Source organism: Micromonospora sp. NPDC047670 (assembly GCF_043204915.1).
GTDB lineage: Bacteria > Actinomycetota > Actinomycetes > Mycobacteriales > Micromonosporaceae > Micromonospora.
On the sequence record NZ_JBIDDA010000002.1, the window covers coordinates 229,395 to 245,629 of the forward strand.

Sequence of the window (16,235 nt, forward strand, 5' to 3'; positions counted from 1 at the left end):
CGGGTGGGCGGCTGCCGGACGGTCGATCGGCGGCGTGGTGGCCGGACGTCCGATCACGGGCTCGGCGTCACGGAGCGCGGCGCCCGGGCCCGGGTGCGGCGTCGGTGCCGACGGATGGGTCGGCGGAATCGGCTCGGGACGCGACGAAGTCGGCTCGGCCACTGCGCTTGATCTGGCCTCGGGAGCCGGCAGGAACTCCAGGCGCAGCGGGGCGCCGGGAGGCGCCGGTACTGGCGCGGCATCGCCGTCCGGCACGGGACGCGGCGTGTCGCCGGTGCTCCGGAACCGGTCCCCCGCAGCGGGCACCGGTGGTCGAGGGCCGGCATCCGGCGGCCCGGCGACCGGGCCCGCCGGTGACACGGGTCGGCTGGTGGTCGGGCCCGCCGGTGGCACGGGTCGGCCGGTGGTCGGGCCCGCGGGCGACACCGGTCGGTGGGCGGTCGGGCCCGCCGGCGGTACCGCGCCGCCGCCGACCGGACCCGTCGGCGGCACGGGGCCGGTGACGGGACCGGCGGGTGACAGGGGTCGGTTGGTGGTCGGGCCTGCGGGCGACACGGGTCGGCCGGTGGTCGGGCCAGCTGGGGACACCGGTCGGGTGACGGGCCTCGCGGCGGGGGCCGTCCGGGGGACGGGACCGGCCGGTGACACGGGCAGGTCGCGGGAGGGCGCGGCCGGGCCGGGACGGTCGGCGGGCGGCGGGGCGGGGGACACCGGCCGGCCCGGGACCGGAACGTCGCCGCGTGGGGCCAGGAAGCCAGGCGGTCCCGAGACGGGCGGGCCGGAGACCGGCGCGCCGGAGGTCGGCCGGTCGTCGCCGCCGGCGATCGCCCGCCCGGAAGCGGGGTGCGAACGTCGTTCGTCGTACCGCGGCTGGGCCGGTGTCGCGGCGGCCCCGTGCGGACCACCGTGGTGCGCACGGTCGGTCGGCTCGGCCGGCCGCCGGTGCTCGGGGCGCGGTTCGGCGCGGCGGGCGGCGTCCCGGTCGAAGCCGGCCCGCACGGGGCCGGGCGGCGGCCAGGGCAGTCCGCCGTCCTGCTGCGGGTTGCCCCGCGGCTCCCGGTACGCGTCCGGCCGGGCGGCCTCGCGCGGGTGCCGCTCCGGGTACGCCTCGGCGCGTGCCGCCGCCTCGCGCGCCTGCCACCGCTCGTCCGGCTCCGGCTGCCGCCGTTCCCCCTCGCGGTACGGCTGCCCGGCCGGGCCCCGGTCGGTGCGCTGCCACCCGTCGGCGGGTACGTCCGGCTCGTGGCCCCACCCACCCGGGGCGTGCTCCTCCCGCCCGTCGGCGCGTCGCTCCCACCGTCCCGACGCGGCGCGTTCCCACGGCCTCTCCGCGGCGCGTTCCCGCCACCCGTCCGGAGGGCGGTGCTCGGCGGGGGCGCCCCACTGGTAGCGGGGCCGGCGGGCCGCCTCGCCCGCCCGGGGGTCGTCGCCGACCTCGGGCCGACGGTCGCGCCCCGGTTCCGCCCGCGGCTCGTGGTCGCGTTCGAGCCGGTTGTCGTGGCCGTGCGGGAGCCGGTTGTCGTGGTCGCGTTCGAGCCGGCCGTCGTGGCCGCGATCGGTCCGGCTGTGGGGACCGGGGTCCGGCTGGCGGTCGTAGCCGGGGTCCGGCCGCTGGTACGCCGGGGACCGACGCGGGTCCTCGTCGGGCTCGGGCAGCCAGCCCGGCTCGGACCGGCCGGCGGGGGAGACGGGGCGGTCCCGCCCGGCCGGCTCGTGCCGGGGCGGGCGGGGGTCGTAGCGGTCGTGGCCGGCGTGGTCGCGCGGCCGGGGGGTTTCGACCGGCCGACCCGCGCCGGACCGGCCGGGCCCGTCGAAGCCGTCCCGGACGTTGCGGTGCGGCGGTTCCTGCCGGTGCGGCGACTGCCGGTCCTCCGGCCAGGTCGGCTCCGCGTGCGGGCGGCGGTACGGCTCGTCGTCCCGCCGCCGGCCGTCGGGGCCGGCCGGCCGGCCGTGCCAGCCGTCGGGTTCGTCGTCCCAGGACCGGCCGAGGTAGGTGCCGTCGGGCCGGGTCGGCGCGAGCGGGGGCACCTCGGCGCGGCCGACGACGGCCGCCCGTCCCCGGGGCGCGGGTGGCGGGGCGTGTTGGATGCCGATGTCGCCCGGGTAGCGCTGGCCCGGGAACTGCGGCTGCCACTCGGTGGTCGGCTCGACCATCCAGGACGGCTCGGCGGCGTCGTGCCACCGGTCGGCGTAGCGGCTCATCCGGAGGACCTGTCGCCACGGCGGGTGAGCGGAACGGCGGCGCGCCCCCGGGGCGCGGGCGCGTCCGGGTGACCGGCCCGCGTCCGCCCGTTCACGGCGGCGCCCCGGTGGCCGGCTCGCGCCCGCTCGCTCACGGCGATGTCACCTCGTTGCAAATTGTCGCGCTGGGCGCCCCACATGCCGGTAGAGTCGCCCGCTCCGGCACGGCGTGGCTGCGGAAGGAGGGTAGCGGCGTGGGCTCGCTCACCGCCACTGTGGCACCGCCCACCACCTCAAACGTTATCCTATGGTTCCGGACATTTAAGGCTATAACCGGATCGGGCTTCCGGCGTTACGCCACGTATCGGCAGGCGACGGTGGCGGGCGTCGTCACCAACACCGTCTTCGGCTTCCTGCGCTGCTACGTCCTGCTCGCCGCGGCCGGCGCCGCCGGCACGGTGGCCGGCTACGACCGGGGCCAGCTCGCCACCTTCGTCTGGGTCGGCCAGGGCCTGCTCGCCGTCGTCCTGCTCTGGGGGTGGACGGAACTGGCGGACCGGATCCGCACCGGCGACGTCGCCAGCGACCTGCTCCGGCCGGTACACCCGGTGACCAGCCACCTCGCCGCCGACCTGGGTCGCGCCGGCCACGCCGCGCTGGTCCGGCTGCTCCCGCCGGTGCTGGTCGGGCCGATCTTCTTCGAGGTGTACCTGCCCAGCCGCTGGACCACCCTGCCGCTCTTCGCGCTCTCCGCCGTCGTCGCCGTGGTGCTCTGCTTCGGCTGCCGGTTCCTGGTCAACGCGACCGCCTACTGGTTGCAGGACGTCCGGGGCCCGATGATCCTCTGGACCCTCGCCTCGGGCGTGCTCGCCGGGCTCTACTTCCCGCTGCGCTTCCTGCCGGAGTGGCTCCAGAACGCCCTATGGCTGGGCACCCCCTTCCCGAGCCTGCTCCAGACCCCGCTCGACGTGCTCGTCGAGCGCGACCCGCCCGGCGCGCAGATCGGGCTGGTGGGCCTCCAGCTCGCCTGGGCGGTGCTGGTCCTGGCCGCCTGCCGGCTGGTGCAGGCTCGCGCCGAACGCCGGCTGGTGGTGCAGGGTGGCTGACGGCGCCGTCGCGCCGCCTGCCCGGGGCCGCGCGGGTGGGGTGCTGGCCGCGTACCGGGCGCTGCTCGGCGCGCAGGCGCGGTCGCAGGCGGCGTACCGGACCTCGTTCGTGGTCGACGTGGTCGGCAACGTCGGGTCCACCGTCTTCGACGTGCTCATCGTGCTGGTCATCTTCCGGGTCACCCGGGAGCTGGGCGGCTTCACGCTCCGCGAGACGCTGGTGATCGTCGGCCTGTCGACCTGCGCGTTCGCCACCGCCGACCTGCTGGTGGGCAACATCGAGCGGCTGCCCCGATACGTGCGGACGGGGCTGTTCGACGCCGTGCTGGTCCGCCCGCTCGGCGCGTTGCCGCAGCTGCTGCTCATGGACCTGCCGCTGCGCAAGGCGTCCCGGGCGGTCTTCGGGCTCGCCGTGCTGGTGGTCGCGGTGCAGTCGGCCGGCATCGCGTGGACCCCCGCCCGGGTGGCGCTGGTGGTCGTCGCCCCGCTGGCCGGCGTGGTCTTCTTCGGGGCCGTCTTCGTCGCCACCGCCACCGTGTCGTTCTGGTGGGTCGACTCGGGCGAGCTGGCGAACTCGGTGACCTACGGCGGACGGGACTTCACCTCGTACCCGATCACCGTCTTCGGCGGCTGGTTCCGCGCCCTGTTCGCGTACGGCCTGGGGTTCGCCTTCGTCAGCTACCACCCGGCGCTGGCGCTGCTCGGCCGGGCCGACCCGCTCGGCCTGCCGGCCTGGGTCGGCTGGGCGGCGCCGGCCGTCGCGCTGGTCGCGGCCGCCGGGGCGGCGGCGGCCTGGCGCACCGGGGTCCGCCACTACCGGAGTACGGGGTCATGAGCGACGACGTCATCGTGGCCGACGGGCTGCGCAAGGAGTTCACCGTCCGGGTGCGGGCCGGCCGGCTGCGCCGGGAGAAGCGGCGGGTCACCGCCGTCGACGGGATCGACCTGCGGGTGTCCCGGGGCGAGATGCTCGGCTACATCGGGCCCAACGGCGCGGGCAAGTCGACGACGCTCAAGATGCTCACCGGCGTGCTGACGCCCTCCGCCGGCGAGGTACGCGTCTGCGGCCTGCGCCCGGTCGCCCAGCGCACCCGGCTCGCCCTGCGCGTCGGCGTGGTGTTCGGTCAGCGTTCGCAGCTGTGGTGGGACCTGCCGCTGCGGGAGTCGTTCGCGCTGCTGCGGCACGTCTACCGGGTGCCGGCCGCCGCGCACGCCGCCCGGCTGCGCCGCTGCCGCAGCCTGCTCGACCTGGACGCCTTCCTGGACACCCCCGTCCGGCAGCTCTCCCTCGGGCAGCGGATGCGCGGCGAGCTGAGCGCCGCCCTGCTGCACGGCCCGGAGGTGCTCTTCCTCGACGAGCCCACGATCGGCCTGGACGTGGTGAGCAAGCAGGCGGTCCGCGGCTTCCTCGGCGAGCTGGGCCGGGCCGGGGACACCACGCTGGTGCTCACCACGCACGACCTGGCCGACATCGAGCGGCTCTGCCGCCGACTGGTGGTGGTCGACCACGGCCGGGTGGTGCACGACGGGTCGATCGCCGCGCTGCACACGCGGTACGGCTCGCGCCGCCTGCTCGTCGCCGACCTGGAGGCCCCGCTGCTCGAGCCGCCGGTGCTGCCCGGCGCGCCGCTGCACCGGGTGGAGGCCGACGGGCACCGGCTGGCGTTCGCGCTGGAGTCGGCGGGCGTGGCCGAGGTGGTGGCGGCCCTGGCCGCGCTGGGCACGCTGCGGGACGTCTCCATCGTCGAGCCGGACATCGAGGACGTGGTGGCCCGTCTCTACCGGGGGAGCTGACCCGGGCTCCACCCCCGACGGGGCCCGGCTCTTCCCATGGTGCCGAGCGCGGGCCCGGCGAGGGTCGCGCCGTCCGTCAGGGGTGCTCCATCACCAGGACGGCGAAGGTGCCGGGGGCCAGTGCCTCGTAGCGGTGCGGCGTGTCGCCGGGGAAGGTCGCGTAGTCGCCCGGGCCGAGGTCCACCAGGTCGCCCTCCGGCCCGACGCGCAGCCGCCCGGCGCCCACCACGACGTGCTCGACGCTGCGCGGGGTGTGTGCCTCGGCGGTGCGGACCGTCCCCGGCTCCAGCTCGATCAGGTAGACGTCCCGGCGGGCGTGGGCGGAGCCGGCGGCGAGCAGCGTGCCGGTGAAGTCGGCGTGCTCGGAGCGGATCCGGGGCCCGTCGCCGGCCCGGACGACCCGGACGACGGCCGCGGGCGGCTCGACCAGTCGGCTGAACGGCACGCCGAGCGCCACCCCGAGCGCCCAGAGCGTCTCCACGCTCGGGTTGCCGACCCCGGACTCCAGTTGGGAGAGGGTGGACTTCGCGATGCCTGCCCGGCGGGCCAGCTCGGTGAGCGAGATGCCGACGCGCTCGCGCTCGCGGCGCAGCGCGGCGGCGATCGTGGCCAGCGGGGGAGCCGGTTCGGCGGGCATTGTTCGCTCCATTGTTCCGTCTGTTCGGTTTGACGAACGCGGGGTGGCTGTTCATCATGATGGACCATGCGTACGTTACAGCGAACGGGCGACGCCGCTGCGACCCGTGACGTCGCCGCCCTCGGGGCCGCGATGATCGCGGTCGGCGCGTCGTTCGGCGCGGTGGCGGTGGCCGCCGGCCTGCCCGCCTGGGCCGCCGTCGCCATGTCCCTGCTGGTCTTCGCCGGCGGCGCGCAGTTCATGGCGGTCGGCCTGGTGGCCGCCGGCAGCCCGCTAGCGGCGGTCCTCGCCGGGCTGCTGCTCAACGCCCGGCACCTGCCGTTCGGGCTGGCGCTGGCCGACAGCATGGGCCGCCCGCCGTGGCGCCGGCTGCTCGGCAGTCACCTGATGACCGACGAGGCGACCGCCTTCGCGCTGGCCCGTCCGGCCGGGGCCGCCCGCCGGCGCGCGTTCTGGCTCGCCGGCACGGTGCTCTTCCTCACCTGGAACCTGGGCACCGTGCTCGGGGTGCTCGCCGGCGGGGCGGTGGGCGACCCCGCCGCGTTCGGCCTGGACGCCGCGTTCCCGGCCGGCCTGATCGCCATGCTGCTGCCCTCGCTGCGGGACCGGGACACCCGCCGGGTGGCGCTGGCCGGCGCGGTGCTCGCGGTGCTCGCCACCCCTCTGCTGCCCGCCGGCCTGCCGGTGCTGCTGGCCCTCGCCGGCCCGGCCGTACTGACCGTGGCGGCCGTACGCCGCAGCCGGCGGGCCGGTAGCCCGGCGCCGGTCACCGCGCCGGTCACCGCGCCGGTCACCGCGCCGGTCACCGCGCCGGTCACCGCGCCGGGCCTGCTTCCGGGGAGCGCCGCCGAGCCGCCGGACGGGGTGGGGCCGGTGCGGCCGGCGGACGGGACGCGGCCGCGGCACGGGTCCGTGCCGGCGGGCCGAACGGGGGAGGGAACGTGCTGATCGCCGTGATCGTGGCGCTGGCCGCGGGGACGTTCGGCTTCCGGGTCGCCGGGGTGCTGCTGCGCGACCGGCTCGACCTGCCGGAGTGGTCCGGGCGGCTGCTGCTGGTCGGCGCGGCCGCCCTGCTGGCCGCGTTGGGCGCCACGGCCGCGCTGACGGAGGCCGGCCAGTTCGCCGGCTGGGCCCGGCCCGCGGGCGTTCTGGTCGGCGTACTGCTGGCCTGGCGGCGGGTGTCGTTCGTGCTGGTGGTGCTCGCGGCCGCCGGGACCACCGCCCTGCTCCGCCTGCTCGGGGTGCCGTAGCGCGGCGCGGACGACGACGGCCCCTCACCGCCGCGCGGGAGGGGCCGTCGTCACGGCAGGCTCAGACCGGATCGCCGATGTTGACGCGGGGCTCTGGCGCGCGCATCCGGCGGAAGGTGATCGACCGCATGATGGCGTAGAGGTAGAGCGAACCCATCCGCTGCCCGGTGTTCGGGAAGCGTTCCCGGACCAGCTTCCGGATCTTGCGCGAGATCAGGAACGAGTCGACCACCACACCGAGGGCGAGCGCGCCCCAGAGGATGTTGGAGACCAGGCGGACGATCGGCGGCATCGCCGCGTTCGAGCCGATCAGCACGATCAGCGCGCCGCCGAAGAACCAGGTGCCGACCGTACGCCGGGAGTCGACCACGTTGCGGGCCAGCAGCCGCTCCGGGCCACGGTCGCGGGGGCCGCCCTCGCGCCGGAACTCCGCCGACGCCTCGGCGCGCAGCCTGCGCCGGTGCTCCCGCTGCTCCTCCTTGGTCATCGGCTTGGTGGCCGCGGCCGGCCGGCGACCGGCGCTGGGCCGCTTCGGCGTGACCCTGCCCAGCTCCTTCTTGCTCGGGGTGTAACCCCGGGGCTGGGCGGTCGAGGACTCCTCGTCGGGGGTCACCGGGGTGACGGCCTCGTCGACGAGGTCGGTGGACTTGCGGCGAAACAGCGACGGCACGCGGAAAGGGTAGCCAAACGACGGCGCCCGGTGCACATCGCGGTGCACCGGGCGCGGTCGGAGTGGTCGACGTTACGGACGTTCGGCGTGCGCGCCGAGGTCGGCGAGCTTCGCCTCGAAGTCCTCGTAGCCCCGGTTGATCAGGTCGACGCCGTAGACGCGGGACGTGCCCTCGGCGGCCAGCGCCGCGATCAGGTGGCTGAAGCCCGCCCGCAGGTCGGGGATGACCAGGTCGGCGGCGTGCAGCTTGCTCGGCCCCGCGATCACCGCGGAGTGCTTGAAGTTGCGCCGGCCGAAGCGGCACGGGGTGCCGCCCAGGCAGTCCCGGTAGACCTGGATGTTCGCGCCCATCGAGTTCAGCGCCTCGGTGTAGCCCAGCCGCTGCTCGTAGACCGTCTCGTGGACGATGGACAGCCCACGCGCCTGGGTGAGCGCCACCACCAGGGGCTGCTGCCAGTCGGTCATGAAGCCGGGGTGCACGTCGGTCTCCAGCGCCACCGACTTCAGCTCGCCGCCCGGGTGCCAGAACCGGATGCCGCCCTCCTGGCCGGGGTCGCCCAGCTTCGGCGGCCGGGCGTCGGTGACCTCGTACTCGCCGCCGACCGAGCGGAACACGTTCAGGAACGTCATCATGTCGGCCTGCTGCGCGCCGAGGACCTCGACGTGGCCCCGGGTGGCCAGCGCCGCCGCCGCCCAGCTCGCCGCCTCGATCCGGTCCGGGATCGGCCGGTGGGTGTAGCCGTGCAGCTTCGGCACGCCCTGGATCTCGATCACCCGGTCGGTGTGCACCTTGATGATCGCGCCCATCTTCTGCAGGACGCAGATCAGGTCGATGATCTCCGGCTCCACGGCCGCGTTGCGCAGCTCGGTGACGCCCTCGGCCATCACCGCGGTCAGCAGCACCTGCTCGGTCGCCCCGACGCTCGGGTACGGCAGCGCGAACTTCGTGCCGTGCAGCCCGTTCGGCGCGGACAGGTGCAGCCCCTCCGGGGTCTTCTCGACCGTCGCCCCGAACTCCCGCAGCGCCTGGAGGTGGAAGTCGATCGGGCGCGGCCCGATATGGCAGCCACCCAGGTCGGGGATGAAGGCGTGGCCGAGGCGGTGCAGCAGCGGCCCGCAGAACAGGATCGGGATCCGGCTGGAACCCGCGTGCACGTTGATCTGGTCCGTGCTCGCGCTCTCCACGTTCGCCGGGTCGAAGACGAGCTCGCCGTCCTCCTCGCCGTCGGTGACCTTGACGCCGTGCAGGCCGAGCAGGCCGCGGACCACCTCGACGTCGCGGATCTTCGGCACGTCGAACAGTCGGCTTGGGCTGTCGCCCAGCAGCGCGGCGACCATCGCCTTCGAAACCAGGTTCTTCGCGCCGCGCACGCGGATCCGCCCTTCCAGCGGAGTACCTCCGTGTACGACCAGGACGTCGTCGGTCAACGCAACCTCCAGCGCGTCGGTGCTGCCGTGTTGATGGTGGGCTCGCGATGTCATCGCTACCCGGAATGCGGCCATGTCGAAACGGCCCGCGTGAGTCGTCGCCTCGGCAGCATAGCCCTCGGTGACGAAAATGGAACCGGTCACATCGCCCCTGAGGGCACTAATCGGTGATCGGGCCCATTTCCGTACCAGTGGTGCTACCGAGCGTGATCAGTCCGCCGTCGGCGGCGGGGTGTCGGCCCCGGGCAGGGCGAGCATCTGGTCCAGCGCCACCCGGGCGTGGTGCGCGGTGTCCGGGTCGACCGTGATCTGGTTGACCACCCGGCCGGCCACCAGCTCCTCCAGCGCCCACACCAGGTGGGGCAGGTCGATCCGGTTCATGGTCGAGCAGTAGCAGACGGCCTTGTCCAGGAACATGATCTGCTTGTCCGGGTGGGCCAGCGCCAGTCGCCGGACCAGGTTCAGCTCGGTGCCGACGGCCCACGCCGAGCCGGCCGGGGCCGCCTCGATGGTCTTGATGATGTACTCCGTCGAGCCGACGAAGTCGGCGGCGGTGACCACCTCGTGCCGGCACTCCGGGTGCACCAGCACGTTCACGCCGGGCACCCGCTCCCGCACGTCGTTGACGCTGTCGAGCGTGAACCGGCCGTGCACCGAGCAGTGCCCCCGCCAGAGGATCATCTTCGCGTCGCGCAGCTGCTCCGCGGTGAGCCCGCCGTTCGGCTTGTGCGGGTCGTAGAGCACGCAGTCGTCCAGCGAGAAGCCCATCTCCAGCACCGCCGTGTTGCGGCCGAGGTGCTGGTCGGGCAGGAAGAGCACCTTCGAGCCCTGCTGGTACGCCCAGTCCAGCGCCCGCTTCGCGTTCGACGAGGTGCAGACCACGCCGCCGTTGCGGCCGACGAAGCCCTTGATGTCCGCCGAGGAGTTCATGTACGTCACCGGGACGGTGGCGGCCGCGACGCCCAGTTCCGTGAGCACGTCCCAGGCCGTCTCGACCTGCGACAGCACCGCCATGTCGGCCATCGAGCAGCCGGCGGCCAGGTCCGGCAGGATGACCTTCTGCGCGTCCGAGGTGAGGATGTCGGCGCTCTCGGCCATGAAGTGCACGCCGCAGAAGACGATGTACTCCGCGTCGGGCCGGGCCGCCGCCTCGCGGGCCAGCTTGAACGAGTCGCCGGTCACGTCGGCGAACTGGATCACCTCGTCGCGCTGGTAGTGGTGCCCCAGCACGAAGACCTTGCTGCCCAGCTCCGCCTTCGCCGCCGCCGCCCGGGCCACCAGGTCGGGGTCGCTCGGCGCCGGGAGGTCACCCGGACACTCGACGCCACGCTCGGTGGCGGGGTCGCTGCCCCGGCCGAGCAGCAGCAGTGCCGTCGCGGTGTTGGAGGGTTCTACCCAGGTCGAAGTCACGTACCCCATGGTCCCACAGGGCGGCCGGCGCGCAGCCTCCGCCGGTGTGGGCTGCCACACTGCTCGGCATGCGCGTGCTGCTCTGCCCGGACAAGTTCGCCGGCACCCTGTCGGCCCCTGACGTCGCCGACGCCGTGGCCGCCGGCTGGCGCGAGGTGGCCCCCGCGGACGACCTGCTCGTCCGGCCGCTGTCCGACGGTGGGCCCGGCTTCCTCGACGTGCTCGCCGACGTGCTCGGCGGGCGGCGGGTGCCGGTGCCGACCGTCGACCCGCTGGGCCGCCCCGTGGCCGGTGAGATCCTGCTCACCGCCGACGGGGCGACCGCCTGGCTGGAGAGCGCCCAGGCGTGCGGGCTGCACCTGCTCGCCCCCGCCGAGCGCGACCCGAAGGCGACCACCTCGTACGGCCTGGGGGTGCTGGTGGCCGCCGCGGTGGAGGCCGGCGCCCGGACGGTGGTGATCGGGCTGGGCGGCTCCGGCACCAACGACGGCGGCGCGGGAATGCTCACCGCGCTCGGCGTGACGCCGCTGGACGAGTCGGGCCGGGCCCTGCCGTACGGCGGCGCGGCGCTGGGCGCGGCGGTCGCGCTCGACGGGGCGCCCCGGCTGCGCGACGCCCGCCTGGTGGCCGCCACGGACGTGGACAACCCGCTGCTCGGCCTGCACGGGGCGAGCAGCGTGTTCGGCCCGCAGAAGGGCGCCGACCGGGCCGACGTGCTGCTGCTCGACGCCGCGCTGGAGCGCTTCGCCGCCGTGCTGGAGCGGGACCTGCCCGGCTGCCCCGACCGGCTGGGCGCCCTGCCCGGCGGCGGCGCGGCCGGCGGTCTCGGCGCGGCCGTCCTGGCGCTCGGCGGGCGCTGCGAGTCGGGCATCGGCCTGGTCACCCGCGAGATCGGGCTGGACGCCGCGCTGGACGAGGTCGACCTGGTGATCACCGGGGAGGGCTCCTTCGACCACCAGTCGCTGCGCGGCAAGGTCGTCGCCGGGGTCGCCGGCGCCGCCCGGGACCGTGGCCTGCCCTGCGTGGTGCTGGCCGGTCAGGTGAGCACCGGCCGGCGGGAGGCGGGCGCGGCGGGGGTCACCGACGCGTACAGCCTGGTGGAGCACTTCGGGGGCGAGGAGCGCGGCGGGCTGGGCGCCGCGCTGGAGCGCCCGGCCGAGGGGCTGCGGGCGCTCGGCGCCCGGCTGGCCCGGCAGTGGAGCCGCTGACCGGGGCGGCGCCGGGGGAGTGATCCGGGGCGGGCTCACCGGCGGGTGGCCGCGCCGCCCGGGGCGCCCGTCCGCGCTCGGCCGGGCCCGTCGGTGCGCCGGGTCCGACCGCGCACGTCACGGCGGCCGGGTGGTGCCGGTCGCAGCGGCGTACCATCGGTTCTGGACCACACCGGGAATGACTGGGCGACGGGAGATGTTGGCCAGTGCGTCCGGACCCAACCGCGCAGGGAGATTTCACGTGACCACGCCAGCGCAGACCGACTCGACCGAGGCCAAGGCCCCCACGTCCGTCGTCCTCACCGACGTCGCGGCGCAGAAGGTCAAGGCCCTGATCGAGCAGGAGGGCCGCGACGACCTGCGGCTCCGGGTCGCCGTGCAGCCGGGTGGCTGCTCCGGCCTGCGGTACCAGCTCTTCTTCGACGAGCGCTCGCTCGACGGTGACGTCGTCACCGACTTCGACGGTGTCGAGGTCGTCGTCGACCGGATGAGCGCCCCCTACCTGGCCGGCGCCACCATCGACTTCGCCGACCGCATCGACGCACAGGGCTTCACCATCGACAACCCCAACGCGGGCAACTCCTGCGCCTGCGGTGACTCGTTCAGCTGAGCCGACCTGCGCTCGCGACAGCGGGGCCGTCCCTTCGGGGCGGCCCCGCTGTCGCGTCGGGGCGCGGTTGCGCAGCCGGGAAGATGGCCGGGGCCGGACCGACGGGTGATCCTGAGGGGGCCGGGCCGGTAGGCTGACCGGCGCCCTGCTCCCGACCCCGAGGTTGCCATGAAGATCGCCGTGACCGGCTCGATCGCCACCGACCACCTGATGAGCTTCCCCGGCCGCTTCGCCGACCAGCTCCTCGCCGACCAGCTGCACAAGGTGTCGCTCTCCTTCCTGGTGGACGACCTGGTGCTGCGGCGCGGCGGCGTGGCGGCGAACATCGCCTTCGGCATGGGGCAGCTCGGCCTGCGGCCGGTGCTGGTCGGCGCGGTCGGTGCGGACTTCGCCGACTACCGCTCCTGGCTGGAGCGGCACGGGGTCGACTGCGACTCGGTGCACGTCAGCGAGGTGGCCCACACCGCCCGGTTCGTCTGCACCACGGACACCGACATGTGCCAGATCGCCTCGTTCTACGCCGGCGCGATGAGCGAGGCCCGCAACATCGAGCTGGAGCCGGTGGCCCGCCGGCTCGACGGGCTGGACCTGGTCCTGGTCGGCGCGAACGACCCGGCGGCGATGCTGCGGCACTCCGCCGAGTGCCGGGACCGGGGCTACCCCTTCGCCGCCGACCCGTCCCAGCAGCTCGCCCGGATGGAGGGCGAGGACGTCGTCGCGCTGATCGAGGGCGCCGAGTACCTGATGACCAACGACTACGAGAAGTCGTTGCTGCAGAGCAAGGCCGGGCTGAGCGACGCGCAGCTGCTCGACCGGGTGAAGGTCCGGGTCACCACGCTGGGCAAGCACGGCGTGGAGATCGCCGGGCGGGACTTCGACCCCATTCACGTGCCGATCGCGCGGGAGATCCGCGCGGTCGACCCGACCGGGGTCGGCGACGGGTTCCGCGCCGGCTTCTTCACCGCGCTCTCCTGGGGTCTCGGGCTGGAGCGGGCCGCCCAGGTGGGCTCCCTGCTCGCCACGCTGGTCCTGGAGACCGTGGGCACCCAGGAGTACGAGGTCCGCCGCGACCTGTTCGTCAAGCGGATGGCCGAGTCCTACGGCGACGTCGCCGCCGAGGACGTCCGGCCGCACCTGCTGCCCTGACCTCGCTGCTCGTCGCGTCCGCCGGGCTGCCGGGGTGGGCAGGAGCACCCTGGCGGCCCGGCCGCGCGCGGCCCTGTCCGCCCCGGTCCCGCCGGTCGACCCCGCCGAGCGGGCGCGGCCCCGGCCCGCTCGGCGACGCCGCGCAGATGGCCGCCCTCCTGCGCGGTATGCGCCGGCGGGTGCCCTTCCGCACCCTCCAGTGCCGGCGGGTGCCCTTCCGCACCCTCTAGTTCTAGTGCCGACGGCGGACGTCGTAGGCGGGGCCGTCGGGGCCGGTGACCGTGCCGAGGAACTCCTGGCCGCGCATCCGGCACCAGGCGGGGAGGTCCACCGCCGCCGCCGGATCGTCGGCCAGCACCCGCACCACCGTGCCGACGGGCAGCTCGGGCAGCCGCCGGGCCACGGCGATCACGGGCAGCGGGCAGCGCTGACCGCGGCAGTCGAGGATCTCCGCCGGCGCGGTCACAGCCCCACCACTCCTGCCTCGGCCCGCAGCTCCGCCACGATGCCGGGCAGCTCGGCGAGGAACCGCTCGACGTCCGCCTCCGTCGTGTCCCGGTGCAGCGAGACCCGCACGTTGCCGTGCGAGAGCACCCCCATCGCCTCCAGCACGTGCGACGGGTGCAGCGTCGAGGAGGTGCACGAGGAGCCGGAGGAGACGGCGAACCCGCGCCGGTCCAGCGCGTGCAGCAGGGCCTCGCCGTCGACGTACAGGCAGGAGAACGTCACGAGGTGCGGGAGCCGGTGGTCGGGATCACCCACCACCTCCACGTCGGGCACCTCCGCGGCCACCCGGGCGCGGATCCGGTCCACCAGCGGCGCCAGCCGGGCCGCCTCGGCCGCCGCGTCGGCCGCCGCCGCGCGCAGGCTCGCCGCCGCCGCGACCACCGCCGGCAGGTTGAGCGTCCCCGGCGTACGCCCGGCCTCCCGGTCGTCGGCCGGCCAGGGCGACTCCCACCGCGTGCCCTTGCGCACCACCAGCAGCCCCACCCCGGGCGGGCCGCCCCACTTGTGCGCGCTGGCGGTCAGCACCGACCAGCCCGCCGGCACCGCCGCGCGGCCCACCACCTGGGCGGCGTCCACGTACAGCGGCACCCCGGCCTCGGCGCACTCCCGCGCGGCCTCGGCGACGGGCTGGAGCGTGCCGACCTCGTGGCTGGCGGCGATCAGCGCGGCCAGCGCCACCTTCGGCGCCCGCACTGCGGCCGACCAGCCGTCCAGGTCGAGCCGGCCGAGTCGGTCCACCGGCACCGAGGTGGCCGTGCCGCCCGTCGCGACGTGCTTCTCGGCGGCGTGCAACACCGCCGAGTGCTCGATCGCGGAGTGCACCAGGGCCGGGCCCACCCGTCGCCGGCCGGCCAGGCCGCCGAGCACGGCGGCGTGGGCGGCGGTCGTACCGCTGGGGGTGAAGGAGATCTCCTCGGCGCGGACGCCGAGCGTCTGCGCGGTGGCCTCGCGGGCGGCGTCGAGGAGTTGGCGGGCGCGGCGGGCCTGGGTGTAGAGCCTGCCGGGGTCGGCCCAGCCGTCGTCGAGGGCGGCCAGCAGCGCCTGCCGGGCGACCGGATGCAGCGGCGCGGCCGTGGCCGCGTCCAGGTAGACCGGGGAAGCGCTCACGGAAGCCAACGCTATCGCGCCGGTACGCCCAAGATCCCCCCGATGGGGGCGGAGAGTGACCCCAACACGGTCGAGCCCGTCATGGTCGAGTAATCTGCGACCGTCGGTGACGCCTTTGCCGCCGGTGCTGTCGCTCCGCCCGGCGGAGGCCGGCAGACAGAACAGACACCGCGGCGCGCTAGGGAGGCAGGACCAGGTGGTCGCAAGGAGTTCGGAGGTACGGCCGTCGGCCGTACGGCACAGCGCTTCCCCAGGAGCCGGTGGGCGCCGGGGACGTGGTGCTGGTCGGCTCGCCGGGCTCGGTCTCGGCGGAGCGGCGCTGCTGGTCCTGCTCACGGGCTGCGACGTCGGCGCGGCGTTCGGCGGCTTCGGCTGGCCGCAGGGCGGCATCTCGCCCGAGTCGCACCGGATGTACGACCTGTGGATCGCCTCGTGCATCGCGGCGCTCGCGGTCGGCGTCTTCGTGTGGGGCCTGATCTTCTGGTGCATCGTGCGCTACCGCAAGCGGGGCAACGAGCTGCCGGTGCAGACCCGCTACAACATGCCGATGGAGTTCCTCTACACCATCGCGCCGATCCTGATCGTCTCCGTGCTCTTCTACTACACGGCGATCGTGCAGACCGACGTGGTGCGGACGACCAAGAACCCCGACGTCACGGTCGAGGTGGTCGCGTTCAAGTGGAACTGGCAGTTCAACTACCGCGACGGCCAGGGCAAGGACGCCAACACGGTCGCCTCCGTGCTCGGCACCAGCGAGGTCATCCCGATCCTGGTCCTCCCGACCGACCGGTCCATCCGGTTCGAGGAGACCAGCCGCGACGTCATCCACTCCTTCTGGGTGCCGGAGCTGCTGTTCAAGCGGGACGTCATGCCGGGCAAGATCCGCAACGTGTTCGAGGTCTCCAAGCTCGACACCGAGGGTGCCTACGTCGGCCGCTGCGCCGAGCTGTGCGGCAGCTACCACGCCTTCATGAACTTCGAGCTGCGGGTCGTCTCGCCGGAGAAGTACGACCAGTTCCTGGCGGCCAAGCGCGACGGCAAGTCCACGCAGGACGCGCTCACCGCCATCGGCGAGGAGCCGTACGCGCAGACCACGAAGCCGTTCGAGACGCGGCGCAACACGGCCAACTTCAACCCGGACAGCGCTGCCCCGGCCGGCGCGGGAAGCTGAGGGAGCGGGC

General features: G+C 75.1%; 15 protein-coding genes. 9 read left to right on the forward strand and 6 right to left on the reverse strand.

Going from position 1 to position 16,235, the window contains the following annotated elements; translation table 11 throughout:
- The first annotated feature begins 2,435 nt into the window (after positions 1 to 2,435).
- The 3 genes from ACGF7U_RS05665 to ACGF7U_RS05675 are packed head-to-tail and all read left to right on the forward strand — an operon-like array spanning position 2,436 to position 5,081.
- Positions 2,436 to 3,287 carry an ABC transporter permease gene (locus ACGF7U_RS05665; RefSeq protein ID WP_393103313.1) on the forward strand — a complete coding sequence of 284 codons (852 nt, stop codon included), beginning with the start codon at positions 2,436 to 2,438 and terminating at the stop codon, positions 3,285 to 3,287.
- On the forward strand, positions 3,280 to 4,122 hold the full coding sequence (locus tag ACGF7U_RS05670; protein ID WP_393103315.1) for an ABC transporter permease: 843 nt from the start codon (positions 3,280 to 3,282) through the stop codon (positions 4,120 to 4,122). Before ACGF7U_RS05665 ends, ACGF7U_RS05670 begins: the two co-directional genes overlap by 8 nt.
- Complete coding sequence (locus ACGF7U_RS05675) at positions 4,119 to 5,081, forward strand: ATP-binding cassette domain-containing protein (RefSeq protein ID WP_393103317.1); 963 nt, start codon at positions 4,119 to 4,121, stop codon at positions 5,079 to 5,081. The genes ACGF7U_RS05670 and ACGF7U_RS05675 overlap by 4 nt, the downstream gene beginning before the upstream one ends.
- A 76-nt stretch (positions 5,082 to 5,157) precedes the next feature.
- Here ACGF7U_RS05675 and ACGF7U_RS05680 read toward each other — a convergent pair whose 3' ends face one another.
- Positions 5,158 to 5,718: a helix-turn-helix domain-containing protein gene (locus tag ACGF7U_RS05680; protein WP_393103319.1), complete on the reverse strand. Its 561-nt coding sequence runs from the start codon at positions 5,716 to 5,718 to the stop codon at positions 5,158 to 5,160.
- Between the two features lie 66 nt (positions 5,719 to 5,784).
- Here ACGF7U_RS05680 and ACGF7U_RS05685 point away from each other — a divergent pair, with 66 nt between their 5' ends.
- Together ACGF7U_RS05685 and ACGF7U_RS05690 are read left to right on the forward strand one after the other, a co-directional pair.
- Positions 5,785 to 6,666, forward strand: a complete 882-nt coding sequence (locus ACGF7U_RS05685; protein WP_393103321.1) for an AzlC family ABC transporter permease — start codon at positions 5,785 to 5,787, stop codon at positions 6,664 to 6,666.
- Entirely contained in the window at positions 6,660 to 6,968 is a 309-nt protein-coding gene (locus tag ACGF7U_RS05690; protein WP_393103323.1) for an AzlD domain-containing protein, read from the forward strand. Before ACGF7U_RS05685 ends, ACGF7U_RS05690 begins: the two co-directional genes overlap by 7 nt.
- Before the next feature lie 61 nt (positions 6,969 to 7,029).
- On the opposite strand, the gene ACGF7U_RS05695 is transcribed toward ACGF7U_RS05690, so the two are convergent.
- The 3 genes from ACGF7U_RS05695 to nadA form a co-directional block, all read right to left on the reverse strand.
- Positions 7,030 to 7,638: a DUF3043 domain-containing protein gene (locus ACGF7U_RS05695; RefSeq protein ID WP_393103325.1), complete on the reverse strand. Its 609-nt coding sequence runs from the start codon at positions 7,636 to 7,638 to the stop codon at positions 7,030 to 7,032.
- A gap of 72 nt (positions 7,639 to 7,710) precedes the next feature.
- Positions 7,711 to 9,066, reverse strand: coding sequence for a UDP-N-acetylglucosamine 1-carboxyvinyltransferase (gene murA, locus ACGF7U_RS05700; protein ID WP_393103327.1), 1,356 nt, complete (start codon positions 9,064 to 9,066; stop codon positions 7,711 to 7,713).
- A gap of 210 nt (positions 9,067 to 9,276) precedes the next feature.
- Positions 9,277 to 10,476, reverse strand: coding sequence for a quinolinate synthase NadA (gene nadA, locus ACGF7U_RS05705; RefSeq protein WP_393103329.1), 1,200 nt, complete (start codon positions 10,474 to 10,476; stop codon positions 9,277 to 9,279).
- A gap of 68 nt (positions 10,477 to 10,544) precedes the next feature.
- On the opposite strand from nadA, the gene ACGF7U_RS05710 reads away from it, so the two are divergent.
- From ACGF7U_RS05710 to ACGF7U_RS05720, 3 genes are all read left to right on the forward strand, one after another.
- Positions 10,545 to 11,684, forward strand: a complete 1,140-nt coding sequence (locus ACGF7U_RS05710) for a glycerate kinase (protein WP_393104123.1) — start codon at positions 10,545 to 10,547, stop codon at positions 11,682 to 11,684.
- A gap of 241 nt (positions 11,685 to 11,925) precedes the next feature.
- On the forward strand, positions 11,926 to 12,294 hold the full coding sequence (gene erpA / locus ACGF7U_RS05715; RefSeq protein WP_393103331.1) for an iron-sulfur cluster insertion protein ErpA: 369 nt from the start codon (positions 11,926 to 11,928) through the stop codon (positions 12,292 to 12,294).
- Positions 12,295 to 12,462: 168 nt separating this feature from the next.
- Positions 12,463 to 13,440: a carbohydrate kinase family protein gene (locus ACGF7U_RS05720; RefSeq protein WP_393103333.1), complete on the forward strand. Its 978-nt coding sequence runs from the start codon at positions 12,463 to 12,465 to the stop codon at positions 13,438 to 13,440.
- Between the two features lie 232 nt (positions 13,441 to 13,672).
- On the opposite strand, the gene ACGF7U_RS05725 is transcribed toward ACGF7U_RS05720, so the two are convergent.
- Both ACGF7U_RS05725 and ACGF7U_RS05730 read right to left on the reverse strand, forming a co-directional pair.
- Positions 13,673 to 13,906: a sulfurtransferase TusA family protein gene (locus tag ACGF7U_RS05725; protein ID WP_250794567.1), complete on the reverse strand. Its 234-nt coding sequence runs from the start codon at positions 13,904 to 13,906 to the stop codon at positions 13,673 to 13,675.
- The gene (locus ACGF7U_RS05730; protein WP_393103335.1) at positions 13,903 to 15,054 is read right to left on the reverse strand and encodes a cysteine desulfurase family protein; all 1,152 of its coding nucleotides are present in this window, start codon (positions 15,052 to 15,054) and stop codon (positions 13,903 to 13,905) included. Before ACGF7U_RS05730 ends, ACGF7U_RS05725 begins: the two co-directional genes overlap by 4 nt.
- Before the next feature lie 196 nt (positions 15,055 to 15,250).
- Between ACGF7U_RS05730 and coxB the strand changes: the two genes are divergently transcribed.
- A complete protein-coding gene (coxB, locus tag ACGF7U_RS05735) occupies positions 15,251 to 16,225 on the forward strand; it encodes a cytochrome c oxidase subunit II (protein WP_393103337.1) in 975 nt (324 codons plus the stop codon).
- Positions 16,226 to 16,235: the final 10 nt, after the last annotated feature.

What these genes read in the sequence shown, in the direction of transcription:
- ACGF7U_RS05720 (WP_393103333.1), top strand. Translation starts at nt 12,463, where the DNA reads ATGAAGATCGCCGTGACCGGCTCGATCGCCACCGACCACCTGATGAGC.
- ACGF7U_RS05685 (WP_393103321.1), top strand. Translation starts at nt 5,785, where the DNA reads ATGCGTACGTTACAGCGAACGGGCGACGCCGCTGCGACCCGTGACGTC.
- ACGF7U_RS05680 (WP_393103319.1), bottom strand. Translation starts at nt 5,718, where the DNA reads ATGCCCGCCGAACCGGCTCCCCCGCTGGCCACGATCGCCGCCGCGCTG.
- ACGF7U_RS05675 (WP_393103317.1), top strand. Translation starts at nt 4,119, where the DNA reads ATGAGCGACGACGTCATCGTGGCCGACGGGCTGCGCAAGGAGTTCACC.
- ACGF7U_RS05710 (WP_393104123.1), top strand. Translation starts at nt 10,545, where the DNA reads ATGCGCGTGCTGCTCTGCCCGGACAAGTTCGCCGGCACCCTGTCGGCC.